We start from the raw sequence: 20,744 nt of genomic DNA, 5'->3' as shown, positions 1-20,744 counted from the left end.
GTGCCGCGGTCTGAGGACCGGGCCGGACGGCTGCACCGCGGCCAGACGATTTCCGACCGCCGCCGACTCAGGCTGGGAGCATGGCTGAAGCAACGATCGGTACCGTCACCACCCCGACGCGCTCCGAGCGGCGTACGTCCTCCCGGCCACATCCCGTCGTCGGACCCTTGGCGCGGGCCTACCTGAGCACCGGGATCGCCGGCGCGATCTTCGGTCTCGGCTACGGGCTCAGCCTGATCGAGTCAGCGAGCTGCACGATCCAGGGCTGGGCCTGTGCCGCGCCGCGGGCCCTGTTGCTCGCGGCCTTCCTGGCCGCCGCCCTCGCCGCGCTGGTCTTCGCCGCGCACCGGACCGGCCTCGGCATGTCCTGGTTCCTGATCACCGCCGGCCTGGTCGGCCTGACGCTGGCCTCCGGGCTGCCGCTGCCCCTGCTCGTCGTCCTGCTGCTGTTGATGCCCGGCGTTGCGGCTGGCTTGGTCCACCTCGTCCGGTCCCGGTGGCCGAAGGGTTGATTAGTTGACACACTCGTGAAATATTCACGGATGTGTCTACGAGTTCGGTCGCCCGGTCCTTCGTGGCCCTGTCGGATCCGCACCGCTGCCAGGTCGTCGAACTGCTCGGTGCCCGACCGCATTCGGCCGGTGAGTTGGCCCGGCTGACCGGACTCTCCCCCTCGGCGATGAGCCGGCACCTGCGCCTGCTGTTGCAGCACGGCCTGGTCACCGACCAGCGCAATCGCGACGACGCCCGGGTCCGCGTCTTCTCGCTCAACCCCGAGGGGCTGGTCGGCTGCCAGGCCTGGCTCGATCAGGTCCAGGCGCACTGGCAGGCCAACCTCGCCTCCTTCAAGCGGCACGTCGAGGGCGGCGCCGGACGAGCCCCGAGCCAACCCTGACCGCGCGGCCCCGCGCTGCCACGAAAGGACCATGATCATGACCGATCAGCCCACGATCCCGCCGGGACGGTCTCCGTCGACCCCGGAGAAGGTGGTCCCCTACCTCGCCGTCAACGGAGCCGCCGAAGCACTCGCCTTCTACGCCGAGGCGTTCGGGGCGGAGGACGAGCGATGAGTGACCTCATCCGCCCCGCCCTCGCGGCGCAGGAGCTCGATGCCGGTTCCGACTTCGTCGTGGCCGAGTGGACCCAACCGGTGTCCCGGAGCGGGCAGCCCGAGCCGGTGGCGCCGCTGCACGTCCACAACGGCGACGACGAGGCCTGGTACGTGCTCGACGGCAGCCTCGGATTCTCCTTCGACGGCAGGGAGTTCGACGTCCCGGCGGGTGGGGCGGCGCTGGCCAAGGCGGGCGTCGTGCACACCTACTGGAACGCCGGCCCCACCGTTGCCCGCTATCTGTTGATCATGACGCCCAAGATCAGGGAGCTGATCGCGGTGCTGCACAACCCGGAGCGGCAGCAGGGCCGGAGCATGCCGGAGATCTTCGCCGCGTACGACTCCGAACTGGTCCCGCCGGAGTCGGTCAGCCGGCGAGAGTGATCCAGGTGATGATCAAGGTCACCGCGCCGAGACCGAAGTCGAGCACCATGCAGGTTTCGGTCAGTGACCGGTTGACCACCTTGTCCCGGCGGTGGTGCACCAGGTCCCAGACGCCGTGGCCGATCGCCGCCAGCGCGGCCAGGTGGGCGGCGAGCACCGGGGTCACCATCATCGCGGTCAGTCCCAACGCGGTGAAGCCGGCGAAGCCGGCGGCCTGCAGACCGAGCTCGCGCCAGCCCGATCGGGGCAGTCGGATCAGGCCGACCACGACCAGGAGCACCGCCAGGACCAGCAACATCACGATCGCGTCCACGGCCGGGATGGCCATCGCCGCCAGCAGTAGGCCGAAGACCACCGGGATCGCGATCCAGCCGGCGGGACGCCAGCCGACGGCGGCGGCGGCGAGGTAACACAGGGCCGCGCCCATGATCACGGTTGCGGTGATGTGGGCATCGACGCCGTCGGCGGAGGTCGCGACGAGAGCGGCCAGCCCGACCACGCTCGGCCAGCGGGCCAGCACCCGGCTCAGCACGGTCGGGGTCCGATGATCATGGGTCGGGGTGTCGGAGATCTTGGTGTTCATGGGACAACCCTGACCCGGGTCGGACGCCGGCGCAGGGTGCGTGGTGTCACCGGAATCCGTGCGGTCCGCACCTAGTGTCCCCCGCCAGGGACACTAGGATCACGACCCGGCCGGCTTCTCCTCCGACTTCTCCGACTCGGCCGCAGTGTCCGCTCGACCCGCCGGCTCCGGATCCGGCTCGGGTGGCGCCTCGACGGCGCCGGGAGGAGCCTCCCGCGACTCGGCCAGTTCCCAGATCAGCCGGGCCGCGTCGTAGGGCCCGATCAGCCGTTCCTCGCCGATGTAGAAGGCCGGCGTCCCGGTGAGTTCCGACGTCTCGGCGTCGATCAGATCGTCGGTGACCCGGGCGGCATGGGCCCGGGTCCGCAACGCCTCGTCGTACGCCTCGAGGTCGAGCTCCAACTGCTCGGCATAGCCACGCAACTGCTCCGGCTCCAGAGCGTCGCTGTTCGCGAACAGCAGGTCGTGCAGCTCCCAGAACTTGCCCTGCTCCGCGGCCGCCTCACTGGCCAACGCGGCCTGGAAGGCTCGCGGATGATCATGTTCGATCGGTAGGTGCCGAAACACGTAGCGCAGGTCGTCGCCGAAGAACTCCCGGACCTCGCGGATCGACCCGGTCGCCCGGGAACAGAACGGGCACTCGAAGTCGCCGTACTCGATCAAGGTGTACGGCGCGTCGACCCGGCCACGGATGTGATCACGTTCGGGATCGACCGGCCGGAGCAGCTCCAGCGGCGGACCCAGATCGCGGGTCTGGCCGCGGATGGCGAAGAAGATCAGTGCCCCGAGCCCGGCGGCGATCAAGGAGGCGGTGAACACGCCGACCCGGGCCTGGTCCTGCAACACCGGGTCGGTCAGCGCCAGATCGACGATGAACAGCGAGATGGTGAAGCCGATCCCCGACAGCGCGGCTCCGCCGACGAGCTGCGGCAGGGTCAGACCCGGCGGCAACGCCCGCGGTCTGAGCCGGGTGATGATCGCGCCGGCACCGGCGATGCCGACCAGTTTGCCGACCACCAGCCCGGCCACGATCCCCCAGGTCAGCCAGGATCCGTAGGCCGCGGCCAGCATCTCCGGCCGCAGCGTGACGCCGGCGTTGGCCAGCGCGAACAGCGGAATGATCACCAGCGCGTTCGGCGGGTGGAACGCGATCTGCAGCCGCTCGTTCACCGAGACGGCGGTGGTCAGCCCGACTCGGGCGGCCCGCTCGTACTTGGCGTTCGGCGACTGCCGGAAAGCCCGCGCCAGCTGGGCGGCCCGCTCGACCGCCTGACGTTTCGGCGGGAACACCGGCAACAGCAGGGCGATCACCACGCCGGCCAGCGTCGGGTGCACGCCGGACAGATACATCGCCACCCAGGTCGCGATGCCGACGACGAAGTAGCCGGCGCCGCGCGCGACCCGCAGCCGGCGCAGCCCGAGGATCAGCCCGAATCCGACCAGGGCCGCAAACAGTGCCGCGAGGTTGATCGACTCGGTGTAGAAGAACGCGATGATCAACAGCGCACCGATGTCGTCGGTGATCGCCAGCGCCAGGATGAACAGCCGCAGTCGGGCCGCCCGGCGCGGGCCGACCAGGGCCAGCACGCCGAGCACGAAGGCGGTGTCGGTCGACACCACGACACCCCAGGCCCCCGCCCCGGGCCCCGACGCGTTCATGATCAGGAAGATCACTGCCGGCAGCGCCAGCCCGGCCATCGCGGCCAGCACCGGCACCACCGCCCGGGACCGGTCGGTCAGCTCACCGATCGCCAGCTCCCGCTTCACCTCCAGCCCGACGGCGAAGAAGAAGAACGCCATCAGCCCGTCGTTGACCCAGTGCTTGAGGTCCATCGAGAACTCGACGTCGCCGAGCGAGAGCCCGAGCTCGGTGTGCCAGAACGCCTGATACGTCCCGCCCGGCAGGTTGGCCCAGATCAGCGCCAGCACCGTCGCGACCAGCAGCAGGGCGGCGCTGCGCGGCTCGTTGTAGGAGAACCGGAACAGGCCGTGCTCCAGCCGGAGCAGCGCCGGCTCCGGCGGTCCCTGGTCCAGTGATCTACCCGGCGTCCCCGGCTCGACCCGCGCGCTCACCCGGTCCTCGCCGGCCGCCGATTTCCCACGAGCAGAGCCTACGACGAGACGCCACGACGGATCCGGCAAGCCCGCGGCAACCGGTTGACAGACATTTGCAGCGCTGTAAACCTGAGGATCCGAGGCGTGATCTCGCAGGTGGCGCCGCAGCCCGACCAAGGAGCCGACCCATGCAGCGTTCCCACGACTCGGTGCTGAGCCGCCGGTCCCTGATCGGCGGCGGGCTGGCCGTCGGCGCGGTCGGCCTGGCCGCCACTGCGTGCAGCAACGAGGGCCGCGGCGGGGCGCCACAGCCGGACGCCGGCGGTGACGGCAAGACGTCGCTGCCGACCCACGTTCGCTACGAAGGAGTGAAGCCGGATTTGTCCGGTGCGGAGCAAGGCATCGACGACGGCTTCCTCAGCTATCCCGAAGGCCCGATCCAGGCGGTCACGGAACCACCCGGTGACGGGCAACCGATCACGGTCATGACCGGCACGACCCAGCCCATCCCGCCGGGACTCAACAACAACGTCTTCTGGCAGCGGCTGAATGAGGCCGTCGGGTCACCGATCGAGATCAGCCTGACTCCGGTCGAGGATTACGGAGACAAGTTCGCGACGGTGGTGGCGGGCAACCGGCTGCCCGACATCTTTCAGGTCGCCTCGGTGGCGCAGCGGGCGCAACTGCTCGCGGCGACCGCGGTCGAGCTGACGCCGCTGCTGGCCGGGGACAAGATCAAGAAGTATCCGCACCTGGCCAACATCCAGACGGCCAGTTGGCGCGCCGGCCTGGTCGGCGGTCAGCTGTACGGAATCCCGATCCCCCGTGGCCCCATCTCCACCCAGGTGTTGTATTCCCGGGCCGACATTCTCGAACCGATGGGGTTGACCGGCGATCCCCGGTCGCTCGACGACTTCGTCGAGCTGTGCGGGCAGCTGACCGACCCGCGCCGGAACCGGTGGGCCCTCACGGTCGCGCCGACCGTCTACGTACGGCAGATGTTCGGCGTCCCGAACGCCTGGTCCCTCGATGGCGACAACCTGGTCAGCGCCAACGAACATCCGGGGCACGAGCCCGCGCTCGAGGCGGTGCGGAAGCTGTGGCAGGCGAAGCACATCAACCCGGACGGCTTCGGTGGCCAGAACACCGACCACAAGATCAGGTTCGGCAACGGGACCTGCCCGCTGGCCGTAGACACCTTCAGCGGCTGGCCCGGCCTGGTCGAGGCGCTGCCCGGTGGCCGCGGCACCTTCAGGATCCTTCCGGTGCCGCTGCACGACGGATCCGGGCCGGGTCGGGCCTGGATGGGCGGGCCGACCCTGCACACCGTGTCGATCAACAAGAACTCCGAATCCCGGATCGAAACGATCTTGAGCTACCTCGACTACCTGGCCGCGCCGTTCGGCACGAAGGAGCACCTGTTCGTCAAGTACGGCCTGGAAGGCGTCCACCATCAGCGGCAGAACGGCAACCCGGTGCTGACCGACAAGGGCAAGAGCGAGACCCGACTCGAGCTGGGGTACCAGGCCGCCGCACCCTATGCACTCTTCGTGCCCACCCAGGAAGGGGGCACCCAGGCGATGTACGACGCGCAGTCCAAGATCATTCCGACCGCGCAGACCAACCCGGTCGCCGGCCTCTACTCCGAGACCGATTCCCGGAAGGGAGCCCAGATCAACAAGGGCGTCAACGACATCGTCGAGGAGATCATCCAGGGTCGGCGGCCGGTCTCCGCCTGGTCCGAAGAGGTCAAGAAGTGGAAGAGCGGCGGCGGGGACCAGATCCGCGACGAGCTGGCCGAGGCCCGTCAAGCCGCCGGCTGATCATGGCGGCGCCGCGATTGATCGACGTCGCCCGCCACGCCGGGGTGTCGATGAAGACCGTCTCCAACGTCGTCAACGGCTATCGACATGTCCGGCCGGACACCAGGCAGCGGGTGCAGTCGGCGATCGACGCCCTCGGCTACCGGCCCAACGCCTCGGCCCGCCGGCTGGCCACCGGGCGGACCGGCACGATCGCGGTCGTCGTCTGGACCACCGACGTGCCCTACTTCGGCGAGATCGCTCGGGCCCTCCAGATCGCCGCCCAGGCCCACGGCCAGCGGGTGGTCGTCGAGCAGCTCACGCCGCGGACCGAGCCGGAGCGGGCCGTGTTGCAGAATCGCGATCGCGGTTTGGTGGACGGCGTGATCTTCCATCCGGTCCGGCTGACCGCCGATGATCTTGCGAACCTCCAGCCGGACTTTCCGCTGGTGCTGCTCGGCGAGGCCATCCGGCCGACGGCGATCGACCACGTCGGCGTCGACAACGTCGCGGCGGCGGCAGCGATGACCGAACATCTGATTCGCGGCGGGCGTCGGTCGATCGCCTTCCTCGGCCGGCAACGAGAACCGATGGGCGAGACCAGCCGGCAACGGTTGACCGGCTACCGACAGGCGTTGGCCGCGGCCGGTCTGCCGCACGACCCGAGCCGCGAACTGTTGCTGGACGGGCTCAGCGCGGACGGCGGCTACCGCGTCGTCGCCGCGGCCCTGGCCGGCGGGACGCGGTTCGACGCGTTGTTCTGTCGCGACGACCTGCTCGCAGCGGGCGCCATCCATGCCCTGCATGATCACGGGGTCTCGATCCCCGAGCAGGTCGCGGTCGCCGGCTGGGACGACCTGCAGATCAGCCGCCACCTCACCCCGTCGCTGACCACCCTGGCCACCGACAAGGCCGGGACCGCCGAGACCGCCGTCGAACTGCTGATCGACCGGATGAACGGATTCACCGGTGCCGGCCGGCACCGGCAGGTCGAGTGGCGGGTCGTCGAGCGCGCGAGCACCCGCGGACCGTGACTCGGTCCGCCGTTTGGGCTCGGCCGGGAGTCCGGGCCGGCGATCGCGGCCGCAGTCAACGCCGACCTCACAGTTCCACGGACTCAGGGTGCGTCCGCCATCCGATCGATGCTGCCGTCGGCCCAGGTGACGACGAGGCCACCGGAGCCGTCGACATCGACGGTCGGCCAGTCCGGTTCCGCTTCGGCGAGCCCGATTGCCACGGCGTACCAGCGGGCGGGTTCGGGGGTGTCGAAGCGGGTCCAGGGGACTTCGAGGTCGGCGCCGAACGCGTTCTGTTCCGGGTGGACGGTGCTGCCGGTGGTGCCGCCGGGGGTCAGGGGATGGACGGTGCTGACCAGGGTGGAGCGGGCGCCGGGGGCGGGGGTGCGCGGCACGGCGAAGCCCGAGATCAGGAGGCGGTCCGGCGCGGACTCCCCCGCCGGGACGTCGCCGAGGCGGACGGCTCGCACCTCGATCGCTCCGCGGAGGATCGAGACACAGTGCAGTTCCGGGCCTGGGTCGAAGCCAACGGCTGGTTCCACACGGGCGAAGTAGGCGAGCTGCCGGCTCTCCACTCGATGATCATCGACACTGCTCAGGTTGATGATCGGCCGCTGCGACCAGCGACCGGCGGAGTCGACCAGGACGACCTGATTGTCCAACGCCTCGGCGGCTCCGCCGGGCAGCGGCACCGGCGCGGTGACCGTCGAGTAGCCGTACCGGTTGTATTGCGGGGCCTCGGCCTTCGGCTCGGCACCGCTGTGGTCGACGCCGTGATTGACCACCCGGACGATGCCGTCGGCGGCGGTCCCGGAGGTGAGCCAGCCGATCGGCCGGATCGGCCGGGCCGTGTCGTCGAGATCGATCGGGGCCGGCTGCTCGGGTTCGGTCCAGACCGTGTGGGTCGCCGGCAGGGCCAGACCGGCCAGGCCGAGGCTGGCCCAGTACGGCGAGCCGGGGCCGGAGTAGGACTGCCGCATCGGGTCGAAGCGGCCGTGCCAGCCGAGGCTGAGCAGGCCGTTGCCGTCGAAGGCGTCGCGGTCGGCGAAGTAGCGGATCGCCCCGACGCAGGTGCGGCGGAGCCGGCCCGGCGGCAACGGGTTGGCGTCGAAGATCGCCCCGGTCCACAGGGCGCCGACGGCGGCGTAGCGATAGACGAGCGAACGACCCTGATACAGCGGTGCCCCATCGGCGCCGAACAGTTCCGCGGCGCTCGCCACGTAGTCGCGGAGCCGTTCCCGGTACGTGTCGAGCCGCGTCTCGATGCCCGGCTCGTCGGCCGACATCCGGCAGTACCAGACCGAGAACTGCTGCATCACCCAGCCGGCGTACCAGTCGATGTTGCCGCCGCGCCCGTCCGGCCGGCCGTCGCTGTACCAGCCGTCGCCGAGATAACAGGAGTCGAGGAACTCCAGGTTGGTCGCCAACTCGTCCTTGTCGTACGGGCCGCCGACCGACCGCAGGAACGCCTGGGTGACGTTCTGGAACCAGCGCCAGTTGCTGAACGAGTACTTGGCGCCGATCGAACCGGCCAGCCAGTCGATGATCCGCTCCTGCGCCCGCGGCGGCAGGACGTCCCAGATCCAGCGGCGCGACTCGTGCAGGGCGATGGCGATCGCGGCCGCCTCGACCCGGGCCTGGCCTCGTTCGGCCAGTGACGGCCACGCTTCACCGGAGTCGGGATCGGTGCCGGCGATCAGCCCGCGGGCATACCAGCCGGCATGATCATGAGGATCGACGTCGGCGCCGGCCAGCCGGAAGCCGGCCGCGAGGAACGACCGGGCGAAGCCCTCCAGGCCGTCGCTGATCGGTCCCGAACCGGAGGACGGGCCGGGCAGGTCGAATCGCGCGTGGTCCGGGGTCGCCCACGGCCGCAGCGCCAGCAGCGACCGGTCGGCCAGGTCCGCCACGTGCCGGCGGGTCCATCCGGTGTACGGCGACAGTTCGCGATCTTCGTCCAGTCCGCGCTGGCTCGTCATCGGCCGGTCAGTCCTCTCGTCGGGTTGATGATCATCATCGGTGCTGCAGCTGGTCCTCGTACTCGGCGCGCATCGCGTCGCCGGCGGTCTGACGCCAGGCCGCGACGAGCGCGTCCAGGTCGGCGATCGGGCGCCGGCCGCGGACGATCTGTTGCAGGCCGTCGGTGAAGGTCCGCTCGGCGCCGGCGGACTTGGTCACCGCCGTGTTGGAGAACAGGCCGACCACCGGATTGGCCATGGTGTTGGCCAGCGACCGGCTCTGGTACGCGTGCTGCACGTCGGTGTCCTCCGGCCGGCCGGCCTGGTAGATCACGGCCGGGGAGTCGGACATATAGCGGATCGGCAGCACGGTGTTGGCGATCCCGGTCTTGGTCAGCAGCGGGTCACCGTCGGCGGTCATCGTGTGATCGACGCCCTCCGCGCCGAACAGCCGGTACAGGTATTCCTCGGTGCCGAACGGCGCCGCCAGCCAGTCCAGCACGCGCAAGATCAACTTGATCTTGTCCGGGGACTCCTGCTTCTTCAGGGAGGTGATCGAATAGCAGCCGTCGCCGATGTGCCAGGCGGCCGGCCGGCTGCCGTCGCGGGTGTACATCGGCATCAGGCCCATCTTGAAGCCCGGCGTGTCGACGTTGTCCAGCACGTGTTGTGTCCAGGCCAGGTAGCCGCCGTGCGACCCGATGGCGAACGTCGCCGCGTTGAAGTTCTCCGACTTCTGCACCTGCCCGGTGAACGTGTCGGGATGGATCACGCCGAGCCGCCACAACTCGATCAGGTCGCCGACGGCCTGCCGGTATTCCTCGGTCTCGAACTGGTGGGTCAGCTTGCCGCCGCTCTCCCGCCACACGTTCGGAGCCTCGTTGATCCCGATCAGCAGCTCGAGCAGCTGGGTCCAGCCGCCGAAGGCCCAGTGCCGCCGTTTCGGGTCGGTCAGCGCCTGGGCGACCTTCTTCAGTTCCTCGAAACCCTTCGGCTCCGGATCGGCGCCCGCAGCCTCGAACCGGTCCAGCCGGAGGAAGACGTAGCTGGAGATGGCGCCGCGCGGGATCGGGATCCCGTAGAGACCGCCGTTGAACACGGTCGGCTTCCAGTGCCGGGTCGGTATGTTGGCCAGGTTGGGGTAGTCCTTGATCGCATCCCCGGCCAGCTGGTCGTCCAACCGGGTGAATCGTTTGTCCAGCAGTTGCGGGAAGTTGGCCACGTCGCGCATCTGCATCACGTCGGGCAGTTCGTTGCCGGCGATGGTGGTGGCGAACTTCGCCGTGTAGTCCCCGCTGGCGACCATCCGCAGGTCCAGCGTGACCCCGAGTCGCTCGTTCAGCCCGGCCCAGTAGCTGTTCTGGTCCGGACCGGGTGGCACGGCGTAGAAGATGTTCCCCATCGCCGAGATCGTCTCGCCGTGGCCCGGGTGCTCCGGAGCGACGGACGGGCGTTCGGCCGGGAAGTGGTGGAAGCCGGCCTCGACGCCCTGCTCGTTGGGCGGCAGGTCCGGGGTGATCCCGGTGTACGGGAGGTAGCTGGGCAGGACCGCGGCGGCGTTGGCCTCCGGCCGGTTCTGCACCTCCCCGCTCTTGGTGGCGCAGGACGACAGCGCTCCGCTGCCCAACAGCACCGCCGATCCGCCGGTGCCGGCCAGCAGGGCCCTTCGGCCGAATGTTTCCATGATCACTGGAGTTGATCTTCGTACTCGGCCCGGATCTTGTCCCCCGCCTGCTGGCGCCAGGTGTCGATCAGCCGGTCCCACTCGGCGAACGGTTTGCGGCCCTGGATGATCGCCTTCAGTCCGTCGGTCACGTTCCGGTCGACGGTGGCGTTCTGGGTGGCCAGGGTGTTGGAGAACAGGCCGTCGGTCGGATCGGCGACCGAGGTCGCCAGGATCTTGGTCTGATAGGCGTGTTGCTGATCGGCGTCGTCCGGGCGGCCCGGCTGGTAGATCACCGGGGGCGCGTCGGCCAGGTAGCGGATCGGCAGCACCGTATTGGTCTGGCCGGTCTTGGTCAGCGTCGGATTGCCCTCGGCGTTGACGGTGTGATCGACGCCCTGCTCGCCGTACAGCCGGTAGAGGTATTCCTCCGTGCCGAACGGTGCCGCCAGCCAGTTCAGCACCCGCAGGGCCAAGGTGAGCTTGTCCGGCGAGTCCTGCTTCTTCAGCGAGGTGATCGAGAAGCTGGCGTTGCCCTGGTGCCAGGGCGCGAGCTCGCTGCCGTCGCGGGTGTAGACCGGGATCAGGCCGAGCTTGAAGGCCGGATTGGACACGTTGTCCAACACGTACTGGGTCCAGCCGAGATAGCCGTCGTGGGTGATCGCGATCGACCCCGAGCTGAACAGCGCCTTGGACTGCAAGCTGTCGGAGAAGGTGTCCGGATGAATCACGCCGAGTTGCCACAGCTCGATCAGGTCGTTGATCGTCTGCTTGTATTCCTCGGTCTCGTACTGATGGGTCAGCTTGCCGCCCTCGTACCGCCAACCGTTGGGCGCCTCGTTCAGGGTGATCAGATGCTTGCGCAACTGGGCCCAGGAGCCGATCGCCCAGCGCCGCTTCGGCGGGTCGGTCAACGCCCGCATCAGTTCCTTCAGCTCGTCGAAGCCCTTCGGTTCCATCGAGACGCCGGCCTGCTCGAACAGGTCCTGCCGGACGAAGCAGTAGTTGCCGCTCGCGCCCCGCGGGATCGGGACCCCGTAGATGCCGCCGTTGTAGATCGCCGCCTGCCACGACGCTTCCGGCAGGTTCGCCAGGTTGGGATAGTTCTTGACCGCATCGCCGGCGAGATGATCATCGAGCCGGGCGAACTTCTTGTCCAGCAGTTGCGGGAAGTTGGCGATCACCCGCATCTGCATCAGGTCCGGCAGTTCGTTGCCGGCGATCGTGGTGGCGAACTTCCGGGACCAGTCCCCGGTCGGCACCATCTGCAGCTTGAGATCGACGCCGAGCCGGTCGTTCAGCCCGGCCCAGTAGGTGTTCTGGTCGGGCCCGGGCGGGACGGCGTAGAAGATGTTGCCCATCCCGGTCAACGGCTGCCCGCTGCCCGGTTTCTCCTGGACGACCTTCGGGTGTTCCCGGGGGAAGTTGCGGAACGCGGGGTCGACGCCGGCCTCGTTGCCGGGCAGGTCGGGCTGCACGCCGCGGTACGGGACGTAGGCCGGCCGGATCACGGCCTCGTTGACCGAGGGCGCGTTCTGTGGGCTGCCGGACCGGTTGCTGCAGCCGGCCAGGGCCCCGCCGCCGAGCAGGGCGGCCGAGCCGCCGGCACCGGCGGCCAACAGGGTCCTCCGGTTCATCGCAATGCTGGTCATGTTTCCTCCTCGAGCGGGCGATGATCACTTCCGGAACGGGCGATCGACGACTCAGCCGGGCGGCGCTGCCTGCAGCTGGTCCTGGTACTCCTGGCGCATCCCGTCGCCCGCTTCGCTGCGCCAGGTCTTGATCAGATTGTCCAGTTCGGACTCGGGCTGCCGCCCCTGGACGATCTGCCACAGGGTGTCGGTGAACTTCTTGTCCGCCGGCGTGTTCTTGGTCGCCGACGTGTTCGAGAACAGACCTTCGGACGCGTTGGCGATCCCGTTGGGAATCACCAGCGACTGGTATTCGTGCTGGACGTCGACGTCCTGCGGCCGGCCGGGCTGGTAGAGCGCTCGCGGAGCGTCGGAGAAGTAGCCGGTCGGCAGGGCGATGTTGGCCGTGCCCTCCTTCGTCTTCACCGGATCGCCGTCGCCGTTGATCGTGTGATCGACGCCCTCCTCGCCGAAGGAGCGGAAGTAGTGCTCGGCGCTGCCGAACGGGGCGGCCAACCAGTTCAGCACCCGCAGGATCAACTTGATCTTGTCCGGTGAGTCCTGCTTCTTCAATCCGGTGATCGAGTAGTTCGGGGCGCCGTACGCGATCGGCGCCAGCTCGGAGCCGTCCCGGGTGTAGGCCGGCATCAGCCCCAGCTTGTAGCCCGGGGTCGCCGTGCCCTCGACGATGTAGCCGCCCCAGGCGGTGTAGCCGTCGTTGGGGTTGATCGCCACCGTGCCGCCGTTGAACATCTGCTTGAACGGGAAGGTGGTGCTGACGCTGTCGGGATGGATCACCCCCGCCTTCCAGAACGTGATCATGTCGGCGATGGTCTGCCGGAACTCGTCGGTCTCGTAGGTGTGGGTGAAGGTGCCGCCCTCCTCCCGCCAGCTGTTGGGCTCCCCGTTGAGCCGGCCCAGCAGGGCCCGGGTCGAGCCGATCAGGCCGAAGGCCCAGCGCCGCTTCTTCGGGTCGGTCAGCGCCTTGGCGGTCGCCAGGAGTTCGTCGAAGCCCTTCGGCTCGGGCGACAACCCGGCCGCCTCGAACAGGTCCTGCCGGATGAAGTGGCAACCGCCGACCACACCCCGAGGGATCGGGATGCCATAGATCGCGCCGTTGTAGACGGTCGACTTCCAATGCCGGGACGGGATGTTGGCCAGATTCGGGTAGTCCTTGATCGCATCGCCACCGAGGAACTCATCCAGCTTGGTGAACCGCTTCTCCAGCAACTGCGGGAAGTTCGCCACCACCCGGGTCTGCAGGATGTCGGGAAGATCGTTGCCGGCGATCACCGTGGCGAACTTCTGCTCCCAGTCGGCGTTGCCGACCATCTGGCACTCGAGAGTGATCCCGAGCTTGGCGTTCAGCCCCTGCCAGAAGGAGTTCTGGTCCATGCCGGGTGGCACCGCGACGTAGATGTGCCCGAGCCCGGACAGGGTCTCGCCGTTGCCCGGCTTCTCCTCGACCGTGACCGCGCGTTCGGCCGGATAGTGGTGGAAGGCGGGCTCGACCCCCTGCTCGGTGCCGGGCAGATCCGGCTTCGCGCCCTCGTTCTCGACATAGGTCGGCAGCTTCACCGCGGTGTTCACCGAAGCGGAATTGTCGTCGTTCTGTCCACCGGTGGAGCAGCCGGCGGCGGCCCCGAGCAGGGCCGCGCCACCGGCGCCGGCCAGAAGTGTCCTCCGATTGAATGGCGGCGTTGCCATGATTCCTCCTCGGACAGCGCCTCTCAGCGCTGCACTGAACCGGACTGTAGTTGATCTTGATATTCCTGGCGCATGCCGTCGCCGACCTCGCTCCGCCAGGTCTTGATCAGATCCTCGGCCCCCGACTCGGGCTGGCGGCCCTGGACGATCTGCCAGAGCTCGTCCAGGAATTTCTTGTCCGCCGGGGTGTTCTTGGTCGCACTGATGTTGGAGAACAGACCCTCGACCGGATTCTGCACCGCGGTCGGCATCACCGCCGACTGGTACTTGTGCTGCAGGTCGACGTCCTGCGGCCGGCCGGGCTGGTAGAGCGGTAGCGGGGAGTCGGCGAAGTAGTTGATCGGCAGCGCGATGTTGGTCTGACCGGTCTTGGTCTTCACCGGATCCCCGTCGCCGTTGATCGTGTGATCAACACCTTCCTCGCCGAAGGACTTGTAGAACTTCTCGGTCGTGCCGAACGGCGCGGCGAGCCAGTTCATCACCCGGAGGATCAGTTTGATCTTGTCCGGGCTGTCCTGCTTCTTCAACGCGGTGATCGAGTAGTTCGGTGCGTTGTACGCCACCGGCGCCGGCCCCGAACCGTCCCGCTTGGTGGCGGTCAGCAATCCCAGCTGGTAGCCGGGAGTCGCCTCACCCTCGGCGATGTAGCCGCCCCAGCCGGTGTAGCCGTCGTTGGGGTTGATGGCGACCGTCGCACCGTTGAACATCTGCTTGAACGGGAACGTCGTGCTGACCGAGTCCGGGTGCAGCACCCCCGCCTTCCACAGCGTGATCATGTCGGTCAGCGTCTGGCGGAACTCCTCGGTCTCGTAGGAGTGGGTGAGCTTGCCGCCCTCCTCGCGCCAGGTGTTCGGCTCGCCGTTCATCCGACCGATCAGGGCCCGGACGGAGCCGATCAGGCCGAACGCCCACCGCCGCTTCTTCGGGTCGGTCAGCGCCTTGGCAGTCGCCAGCAGCTCGTCGAAGCCCTTCGGCTCGGTCGAGACCCCGGCAGCCTCGAACAGGTCGGCCCGGATGTAGTGATACCAGCCGACCGCACCGCGCGGGATCGGGATGCCGAAGATGCCGCCGTTGTAGACGGTCGACTTCCAGTGCCGGGTGGGGATGTTGGCCAGATTCGGGTAGTCCTTGATCGCATCCCCGCCGAGGAACTCGTCCAGCCGGGTGAAGCGCTTGTCCAACAACTGCGGGAAGTTGGCCACGATCCGGGTCTGCAGCATGTCGGGAAGATCATTCCCGGCGATCACCGTGGCGAACTTCTGCTCCCAGTCGGCGTTGCCGACCATCTGACACTCGAGATTGACGCCGAGGCGTTCGTTCAGTCCCTGCCAGTAGGAGTTCTTGTCCACCCCCGGCGGCACCGCGACATAGAGATTGCCCAGCCCGGACAGGGTCTCCCCGCTGCCCGGCTTCTCCGCCACCGAGACGGCCTGCTCGGCCGGAAAGTGGTGGAATGCCGGGTCGACACCCTCCTCGGTGCCCGGCAGATCCGGCTGCACACCCTTGAACTCGACGTACGTCGGCAGCTTGACCGCCGTGTTGACCGCCGCCGAGTTCTCCTCGGTCGCGCCGCCGGTGGAGCAGCCGGCCGCGGCCCCGAGGATCGTCGCACCCCCGGCCCCGGCTAGCAGGGTGCGGCGATTGATCGGTCGACCGATCACCGCGCGCCGCCCACTTCCTGCAGCTGGTCCTGATACTCCTGGCGCATCCCATCGCCGGCGTCGGTCCGCCACTTCTTGATCAACTCGTCCAGGGTGGACATCGGCTTGCGGCCCTGGATGACCTCCTTGACGTTGTCGTTGAAGGCCTTGTCGACCACGGAGTTCTTGGTCGCCGACGTGTTGGAGTAGAGGCCGACGGTCGGGTTGGCGATCGAGTTGGCCAGCACCTTCTCCTGGTATGCGTGCTGGGTGTCGGCATCCTCCGGCCGGCCCGGCATGTAGATCGAGACCGGCGCGTCGGCCAGGTAGCGGATCGGCAGCACCGTGTTGGCGGTGCCGGTCTTGGTCAGCACCGGATCACCGTCGGCGTTGACCGTGTGGTCCACGCCTTCCTCGCCGTACAGGCGGTACAGGTACTCCTCGGTGCCGAATGGAGCGGCCAGCCAGTTCAACACGCGCAAGATCAACTTCAACTTCTCCGGATCCTCCTGCTTCTTCAGCGCGGTGATCGAGAAGTGGCCGTTACCCTGGAACCAGGCCGCCAGCTCGCCGCCCTCCCGGGAGTAGACCGGCATCAGACCCAGCTTGAAAGTCGGGTTCGACGCGTTGTCCAGGATGTATTGGGTCCAGCCCGGATAGCCGTCGGTTGCGTTGATCGCCACGGTGCCGGCGTTGAAGTAGTTCTTGAACGGCATCTGGTCGGAGAAGGCCTCGGGATGCATCACCCCGGCCGCCCAGAGCTCGGCCAGATCGGCGATGGTCTGCTTGTATTCCTCGGTCTCGAACTGATGGGTGAGCTTGCCGCCCTCCTCCCGCCAGCCGTTCGGCGCGCCGTTCATCATCAGCATGTAGCCGCGGACCTGGCCCCACATGCCGAACGCCCAGCGCCGCTTCTTCGGATCGGTCAGCGCCTTCGCCGTCTCGCTCAACTCGGCGAAGCTCTTCGGCTCCGGCGACACACCGGCGGCCTCGAACAGGTCCTGCCGGATGAAGCTGTACGCGCCGACCGCGCCGCGCGGGATCGGGACGCCGTAGATGGCGCCGTTGTAGATCGTCGGCTTCCAGTGCCGGGTGGGCACGTTGGCCAGGTTGGGATACTCCTTGATCGCGTCCCCGGCCAGGTGCTCGTCGAGCCGGGTGAACCGCTTCTCCAGGAGCTGCGGATAGTTGGCGACCACCTGCATCTGCAGCATGTCCGGCAGGTCGTTGCCGGCGATCGTGGTGGCGAACTTCTGCGTGTAGTCGGCGTTGCCGACCATCTGCAGCTTGAGGTCGATGCCCATCCGCTCGTTCAGGCCGGCCCAGTACGAGTTCCGGTCCGGGCCCGGCGGCACCGCGTAATAGATGTTGCCCATGCCGGTCAGGGTCTCGCCGTTACCCGGCTTGCCATCGGTCGCCTTGGGCCGGTCCTTCGGGAAGTTCCGGAAAGCCGGATCGACGCCCTTGTCCGTCGCCGGCAGGTCGGGCGTGACCCCGGTGTAGGCGACGTAGGTCGGCAGCACGGCCTTGGTGTTGGTCTCGGCCGAGTTCTGCTGACCGGTGCTACCGGTGCTGCAGCCGGCCAGCGTGCCGGTGCCGAGCAGCATCGCGGCACCGCTCGCGCCGGCCAAGAGCGACCGGCGATCAAATGTCTTCGCTGACATAGCTTTTCTCCTGGATTTCTGGGACTAACCCTTGACGGCGCCGATCATGACGCCCTTGGCGAAGTGCCGCTGAAGGAACGGGTAAAGGATCAAGATCGGCACCAGCGCCACGACCAGGATCGCCATCTGCAGCGGCAGCTGCGGCGGCAACACCTCGGCCATGCCGACCTGGTCCCCACCGATCGTCGTCTGGTTCACCACGAAGGTGCGCAGGACGAGCGCCATCGGCCATTTGTCGGTGCTCTGGATGTAGAGCAACGCGTTGAAGAACGCATTCCAGTACGCGACCGCGTAGAACAACCCGATCACCGCGAGCACCGCCTTGGACAGCGGCAACACGATCTTGATCAGGATCGTGGCGCTGGACGCACCGTCGATCGCGGCGGACTCGAACAACTCCTGGGGTAACTCCTGGAAGAACGCTCGCATCACGATCACGTTGAACGCGTTGACGAGCACCGGCAGGATCAGCGACCACCAGGAGTCGAGCAGGTTGAACTGCTTGACCACCAGATAGCTCGGGATCAACCCGGGGCTGAACAGCAGGGCGCCGAGCACCAGCATCAGCGTCACCCGGCCGCCGAACGCCCCCGGCCGGGACAGCCAGTACGCCAGCCCGGCGGTCGCGGCCAGCGACAGGAAGGTGCCGATCACCGTGATCAAGATCGAGATGATCAAGGCCCGGGTCACGACACCGCCGGACAGGATCGCCTGGTACGCGCTGAACGAGGCGCCACCCGGCCAGAGCACCATGCCGCCGCCGGACTCGTTGATCGTCTGCTGATCGGCGAACGAGGTCGCGATCACCGACCAGAACGGGATGATCACCAGCAGCACCGAGATGCCGAGCGCGATGAACTTGATCACCTGCACGAGCGGGTTCGGCTTCTCCATCCAGATCGGACGGCTGCGGCCCTTCTTCGAGCGCAGCGGCGGCTCGGAGCCGCCGATCGTTCCGGTGGAGGCCTGTTCGATGGTGGTCATCGTTGATACACCCCTCGCTCGCCGAATATGTGCGCCAGTTTGTTGGCCCCGATCACCAGGGCGATGCCGACGACACTCTTGACCAGACCGGCGGCGGTGGACATGCCCCAGTTGCCGCCGATGATGCCGTTGTTGTAGACCCAGGTGTCGAGCACCTCGCTGGCCTCCAGGCCGACCGGCCCCTGTTGCAGGATGATCTGCTCGAAACCGACCGAGAGGCTGTGCCCGAGCCGCAGGATCAGCAGCAGGATGAACAGGCCCTTGAGCGCCGGCAGGGTGATGTTCCACAGTCGCTGCCAGCCGTTGGCGCCGTCGACCGCCGCGGCCTCGTACTGCTCCTGGTCGATCTGCGAGATCGCCGCCAGGAAGATGATCGTGCCCCAGCCGGCGTCCTTCCAGATCGCCTGCGAGGTGAGCAGCGCCTTGAACAGTTCAGGGACGCCGATGATCTGGATGATCGGCATGTCGTTCTGGACCAGGAAGGTGTTCAGCATTCCGGCGTTGCCGAGCATCTGCTGGAACAGCGCGACCACGATCACCCAGGACAGGAAGTGCGGCAGATACAGCACCGACTGCAGCAGCCGCTTCAGCTTCTCGCCGGCCAGGCTGTTCAGCAGCAGAGCCAGCACCAGCGGCACCGGGAACACCAGCACGGTCTGGATCAGGGTGAGGATCAGCGTGTTGGCCAGCGCGTTGAGGAACGCGGGGTTGCCGTCCCAGAGGAAGGAGAAGTTCTGCAGCCCGACGAACGGCGCCTCGGTGATCTCCAGATACGGCTGATACTCCTGGAACGCGATCACATTGCCCAGCAACGGAATGTACTGGAACAGGATCAGGACGATCGCCCCCGGCAACCCGAGCGCGACGAGCAGTTTGTCCCGGCCCAGTCGTTGGAGGGGACCCTTGCGTCGGTCATCGGCTGAGGTGACCACGTCCTGCATCGGGTCGCCACCGCCGTTCACCGTTCTTGGTAAACGCTTGCCCACGCGAGCGAGACTAGTTGACCCTGCCATCGTTGGGAAGTCCCCCTTCGTTGGAGGCCGGCCGCCGGAGCGGCAGCCGTGTCCTGACGTGATGTCGTGACCGAAGACCTTCTGTGTCCGATTAGGGGCTATCCCAGCCGCGATGGCAAGCGTATGGCAAGGGTTTGCCATCGGTTTGCCAGACCGTTGCGGGCATGTTGAACTACGGCCCCTGCACAGGGCTCAGAAACGGGACTTTCGGCTCAGGCCGACTTCTCGCGGCGCTCGCGCTTGGGCATCTTGTTCCGCGGCACCAGGGTCGGCAGCACGTTGTCGTTGACGACCTCGGCGGTGATGATCACCTGGGCGATGTCGCTGCGGCTCGGCACGTCGTACATGACGTTGAGCAGCACCTCTTCGAGGATGGCCCGCAGACCCCGGGCACCGGTCCCCCGCAACAGGGCGAGGTCGGCGATCGCCTCGACCGCCTCGTCGGTGAACTCGAGCTCGACCCCGTCGAGCTCGAACAGCTTCTTGAACTGCCTGGTCAGCGCGTTCTTCGGCTCGACCAGGATCCTGATCAGGGCCTCCCGGTCGAGCGGGCTGACCGAGGAGATCATCGGCAGTCGGCCGATGAACTCCGGGATCAGGCCGAACTTGACCAGGTCCTCGGGCCGGACGTCCTCGAACGGATCCTCCGACTCGGGCTTGCGTGTGTTGGGGTCGTTGTTGAAGCCGAGCGGTCGTTTGCCGACCCGCTGGCCGACGATCTGATCAAGGCCGGCGAAGGCGCCGCCGACGATGAACAGCACGTTGGTGGTGTCGATCTGGATGAAGTCCTGGTGCGGATGCTTGCGGCCGCCCTGCGGCGGGACGCTGGCCTGCGTCCCCTCCAAGATCTTCAGCAGGGCCTGTTGCACGCCCTCGCCGGAGACGTCCCGGGTGATCGACGGGTTCTCGCTCTTGCGGGCGATCTTGTCGACCTCGTCGATGTAGATGATGCCGGTCTCGGCCTTCTTGACGTCGAAGTCGGCCGCCTGGATCAGCTTGAGCAGGATGTTTTCCACATCCTCGCCGACGTAGCCCGCCTCGGTCAGCGCGGTCGCATCGGCGATCGCGAACGGCACGTTGAGCATCTTGGCCAGCGTCTGCGCCAGATAGGTCTTGCCGCAGCCGGTCGGACCGATCAGCAGGATGTTGGATTTGCCCAACTCGACGTTGTCGTCCTCGGCCCGGCGGGCCGGGTTGGCCGCCTGGGACTGGACTCGCTTGTAGTGGTTGTAGACGGCGACCGCCAGCGCCTTCTTGGCACCGGTCTGGCCGATCACGTACCCGTCGAGGAACTGCCGGATCTGCGCCGGCTTGGGCAACTCGTCCAGCAGTCCGACGTCGGCGCCCTCGGAGAACTCCTCTTCGATGATCTCGTTGCAGAGGTCGATGCACTCGTCACAGATGTAGACACCTGGACCGGCAATGAGCTTCTTGACCTGCTTCTGACTCTTTCCGCAGAAAGAACACTTCAGCAGGTCGCCGCTCTCTCCGATGCGAGCCACGCCTTCTCCTCACTCCTGGGGCGTCTGACTT

General features: G+C 67.7%; 17 protein-coding genes. 6 read left to right on the top strand and 11 right to left on the bottom strand.

Annotation, left to right across the window (positions count from 1 at the left end; translation table 11 throughout):
- Nucleotides 1-80: 80 nt before the first annotated feature.
- The 4 genes from FNH24_RS21985 to FNH24_RS21975 are packed head-to-tail and all read left to right on the top strand — an operon-like array spanning nucleotide 81 to nucleotide 1,495.
- A complete protein-coding gene (locus tag FNH24_RS21985; protein WP_152364388.1) occupies nucleotides 81-512 on the top strand; it encodes a hypothetical protein in 432 nt (143 codons plus the stop codon).
- A 32-nt stretch (nucleotides 513-544) separates the two neighbouring features.
- Complete coding sequence (locus FNH24_RS21980; RefSeq protein ID WP_152364387.1) at nucleotides 545-895, top strand: ArsR/SmtB family transcription factor; 351 nt, start codon at nucleotides 545-547, stop codon at nucleotides 893-895.
- A gap of 37 nt (nucleotides 896-932) precedes the next feature.
- On the top strand, nucleotides 933-1,070 hold the full coding sequence (locus FNH24_RS31570) for a hypothetical protein (protein ID WP_161606258.1): 138 nt from the start codon (nucleotides 933-935) through the stop codon (nucleotides 1,068-1,070).
- A complete protein-coding gene (locus FNH24_RS21975; protein WP_152364386.1) occupies nucleotides 1,067-1,495 on the top strand; it encodes a cupin domain-containing protein in 429 nt (142 codons plus the stop codon). Before FNH24_RS31570 ends, FNH24_RS21975 begins: the two co-directional genes overlap by 4 nt.
- On the opposite strand, the gene FNH24_RS21970 is transcribed toward FNH24_RS21975, so the two are convergent.
- Nucleotides 1,479-2,078: a hypothetical protein gene (locus tag FNH24_RS21970; RefSeq protein WP_217428414.1), complete on the bottom strand. Its 600-nt coding sequence runs from the start codon at nucleotides 2,076-2,078 to the stop codon at nucleotides 1,479-1,481. The two genes, FNH24_RS21975 and FNH24_RS21970, sit on opposite strands and share 17 nt — an antisense overlap.
- Before the next feature lie 99 nt (nucleotides 2,079-2,177).
- On the bottom strand, nucleotides 2,178-4,151 hold the full coding sequence (gene nhaA, locus FNH24_RS21965) for a Na+/H+ antiporter NhaA (protein ID WP_246187016.1): 1,974 nt from the start codon (nucleotides 4,149-4,151) through the stop codon (nucleotides 2,178-2,180).
- A gap of 170 nt (nucleotides 4,152-4,321) precedes the next feature.
- Between nhaA and FNH24_RS21960 the strand changes: the two genes are divergently transcribed.
- Nucleotides 4,322-5,956: an extracellular solute-binding protein gene (locus FNH24_RS21960; RefSeq protein ID WP_152364385.1), complete on the top strand. Its 1,635-nt coding sequence runs from the start codon at nucleotides 4,322-4,324 to the stop codon at nucleotides 5,954-5,956.
- Between the two features lie 2 nt (nucleotides 5,957-5,958).
- Entirely contained in the window at nucleotides 5,959-6,969 is a 1,011-nt protein-coding gene (locus FNH24_RS21955) for a LacI family DNA-binding transcriptional regulator (protein ID WP_152364384.1), read from the top strand.
- An 83-nt stretch (nucleotides 6,970-7,052) separates the two neighbouring features.
- Here the strand turns inward: FNH24_RS21955 and FNH24_RS21950 are convergent, their stop codons facing one another.
- The 9 genes from FNH24_RS21950 to clpX all read right to left on the bottom strand — a co-directional run bounded on the left by FNH24_RS21950 (nucleotide 7,053) and on the right by clpX (nucleotide 20,713).
- Nucleotides 7,053-8,930, bottom strand: coding sequence for a DUF2264 domain-containing protein (locus FNH24_RS21950; RefSeq protein ID WP_152364383.1), 1,878 nt, complete (start codon nucleotides 8,928-8,930; stop codon nucleotides 7,053-7,055).
- A 34-nt stretch (nucleotides 8,931-8,964) separates the two neighbouring features.
- Entirely contained in the window at nucleotides 8,965-10,593 is a 1,629-nt protein-coding gene (locus FNH24_RS21945) for an extracellular solute-binding protein (RefSeq protein WP_246187021.1), read from the bottom strand.
- A gap of 2 nt (nucleotides 10,594-10,595) precedes the next feature.
- The gene (locus FNH24_RS21940; protein WP_152364381.1) at nucleotides 10,596-12,224 is read right to left on the bottom strand and encodes an extracellular solute-binding protein; all 1,629 of its coding nucleotides are present in this window, start codon (nucleotides 12,222-12,224) and stop codon (nucleotides 10,596-10,598) included.
- 51 nt (nucleotides 12,225-12,275) lie between these two features.
- Complete coding sequence (locus tag FNH24_RS21935; RefSeq protein ID WP_152364380.1) at nucleotides 12,276-13,910, bottom strand: extracellular solute-binding protein; 1,635 nt, start codon at nucleotides 13,908-13,910, stop codon at nucleotides 12,276-12,278.
- A gap of 23 nt (nucleotides 13,911-13,933) precedes the next feature.
- Complete coding sequence (locus FNH24_RS21930) at nucleotides 13,934-15,571, bottom strand: type 2 periplasmic-binding domain-containing protein (protein ID WP_152364379.1); 1,638 nt, start codon at nucleotides 15,569-15,571, stop codon at nucleotides 13,934-13,936.
- On the bottom strand, nucleotides 15,568-17,214 hold the full coding sequence (locus FNH24_RS21925) for an extracellular solute-binding protein (RefSeq protein WP_152364378.1): 1,647 nt from the start codon (nucleotides 17,212-17,214) through the stop codon (nucleotides 15,568-15,570). The genes FNH24_RS21930 and FNH24_RS21925 overlap by 4 nt, the downstream gene beginning before the upstream one ends.
- Before the next feature lie 24 nt (nucleotides 17,215-17,238).
- A complete protein-coding gene (locus FNH24_RS21920) occupies nucleotides 17,239-18,198 on the bottom strand; it encodes a carbohydrate ABC transporter permease (protein WP_152364377.1) in 960 nt (319 codons plus the stop codon).
- Nucleotides 18,195-19,184, bottom strand: a complete 990-nt coding sequence (locus FNH24_RS21915) for an ABC transporter permease (protein ID WP_246187015.1) — start codon at nucleotides 19,182-19,184, stop codon at nucleotides 18,195-18,197. Before FNH24_RS21915 ends, FNH24_RS21920 begins: the two co-directional genes overlap by 4 nt.
- Before the next feature lie 239 nt (nucleotides 19,185-19,423).
- On the bottom strand, nucleotides 19,424-20,713 hold the full coding sequence (clpX, locus tag FNH24_RS21910) for an ATP-dependent Clp protease ATP-binding subunit ClpX (RefSeq protein WP_152364376.1): 1,290 nt from the start codon (nucleotides 20,711-20,713) through the stop codon (nucleotides 19,424-19,426).
- Between the last annotated feature and the right edge of the window lie 31 nt (nucleotides 20,714-20,744).

Origin of the sequence: Microlunatus speluncae (genome assembly GCF_009299835.1) — a bacterium.
Lineage (GTDB): Bacteria > Actinomycetota > Actinomycetes > Propionibacteriales > Propionibacteriaceae > Microlunatus > Microlunatus speluncae.
Note: the sequence above shows the minus strand (reverse complement) of the source record. Positions and strands in the feature narration are given on the sequence as shown.

Excerpts from the sequence above, each read along its gene's own strand:
- FNH24_RS21985 (WP_152364388.1), top strand. The coding sequence starts at position 81 with ATGGCTGAAGCAACGATCGGTACCGTCACCACCCCGACGCGCTCCGAG.
- FNH24_RS31570 (WP_161606258.1), top strand. The coding sequence starts at position 933 with ATGACCGATCAGCCCACGATCCCGCCGGGACGGTCTCCGTCGACCCCG.
- FNH24_RS21975 (WP_152364386.1), top strand. The coding sequence starts at position 1,067 with ATGAGTGACCTCATCCGCCCCGCCCTCGCGGCGCAGGAGCTCGATGCC.
- FNH24_RS21970 (WP_217428414.1), bottom strand. The coding sequence starts at position 2,078 with ATGAACACCAAGATCTCCGACACCCCGACCCATGATCATCGGACCCCG.
- FNH24_RS21960 (WP_152364385.1), top strand. The coding sequence starts at position 4,322 with ATGCAGCGTTCCCACGACTCGGTGCTGAGCCGCCGGTCCCTGATCGGC.
- FNH24_RS21955 (WP_152364384.1), top strand. The coding sequence starts at position 5,959 with ATGGCGGCGCCGCGATTGATCGACGTCGCCCGCCACGCCGGGGTGTCG.
- FNH24_RS21950 (WP_152364383.1), bottom strand. The coding sequence starts at position 8,930 with ATGACGAGCCAGCGCGGACTGGACGAAGATCGCGAACTGTCGCCGTAC.
- FNH24_RS21945 (WP_246187021.1), bottom strand. The coding sequence starts at position 10,593 with ATGGAAACATTCGGCCGAAGGGCCCTGCTGGCCGGCACCGGCGGATCG.
- FNH24_RS21940 (WP_152364381.1), bottom strand. The coding sequence starts at position 12,224 with ATGACCAGCATTGCGATGAACCGGAGGACCCTGTTGGCCGCCGGTGCC.
- FNH24_RS21935 (WP_152364380.1), bottom strand. The coding sequence starts at position 13,910 with ATGGCAACGCCGCCATTCAATCGGAGGACACTTCTGGCCGGCGCCGGT.
- FNH24_RS21925 (WP_152364378.1), bottom strand. The coding sequence starts at position 17,214 with ATGTCAGCGAAGACATTTGATCGCCGGTCGCTCTTGGCCGGCGCGAGC.
- FNH24_RS21920 (WP_152364377.1), bottom strand. The coding sequence starts at position 18,198 with ATGACCACCATCGAACAGGCCTCCACCGGAACGATCGGCGGCTCCGAG.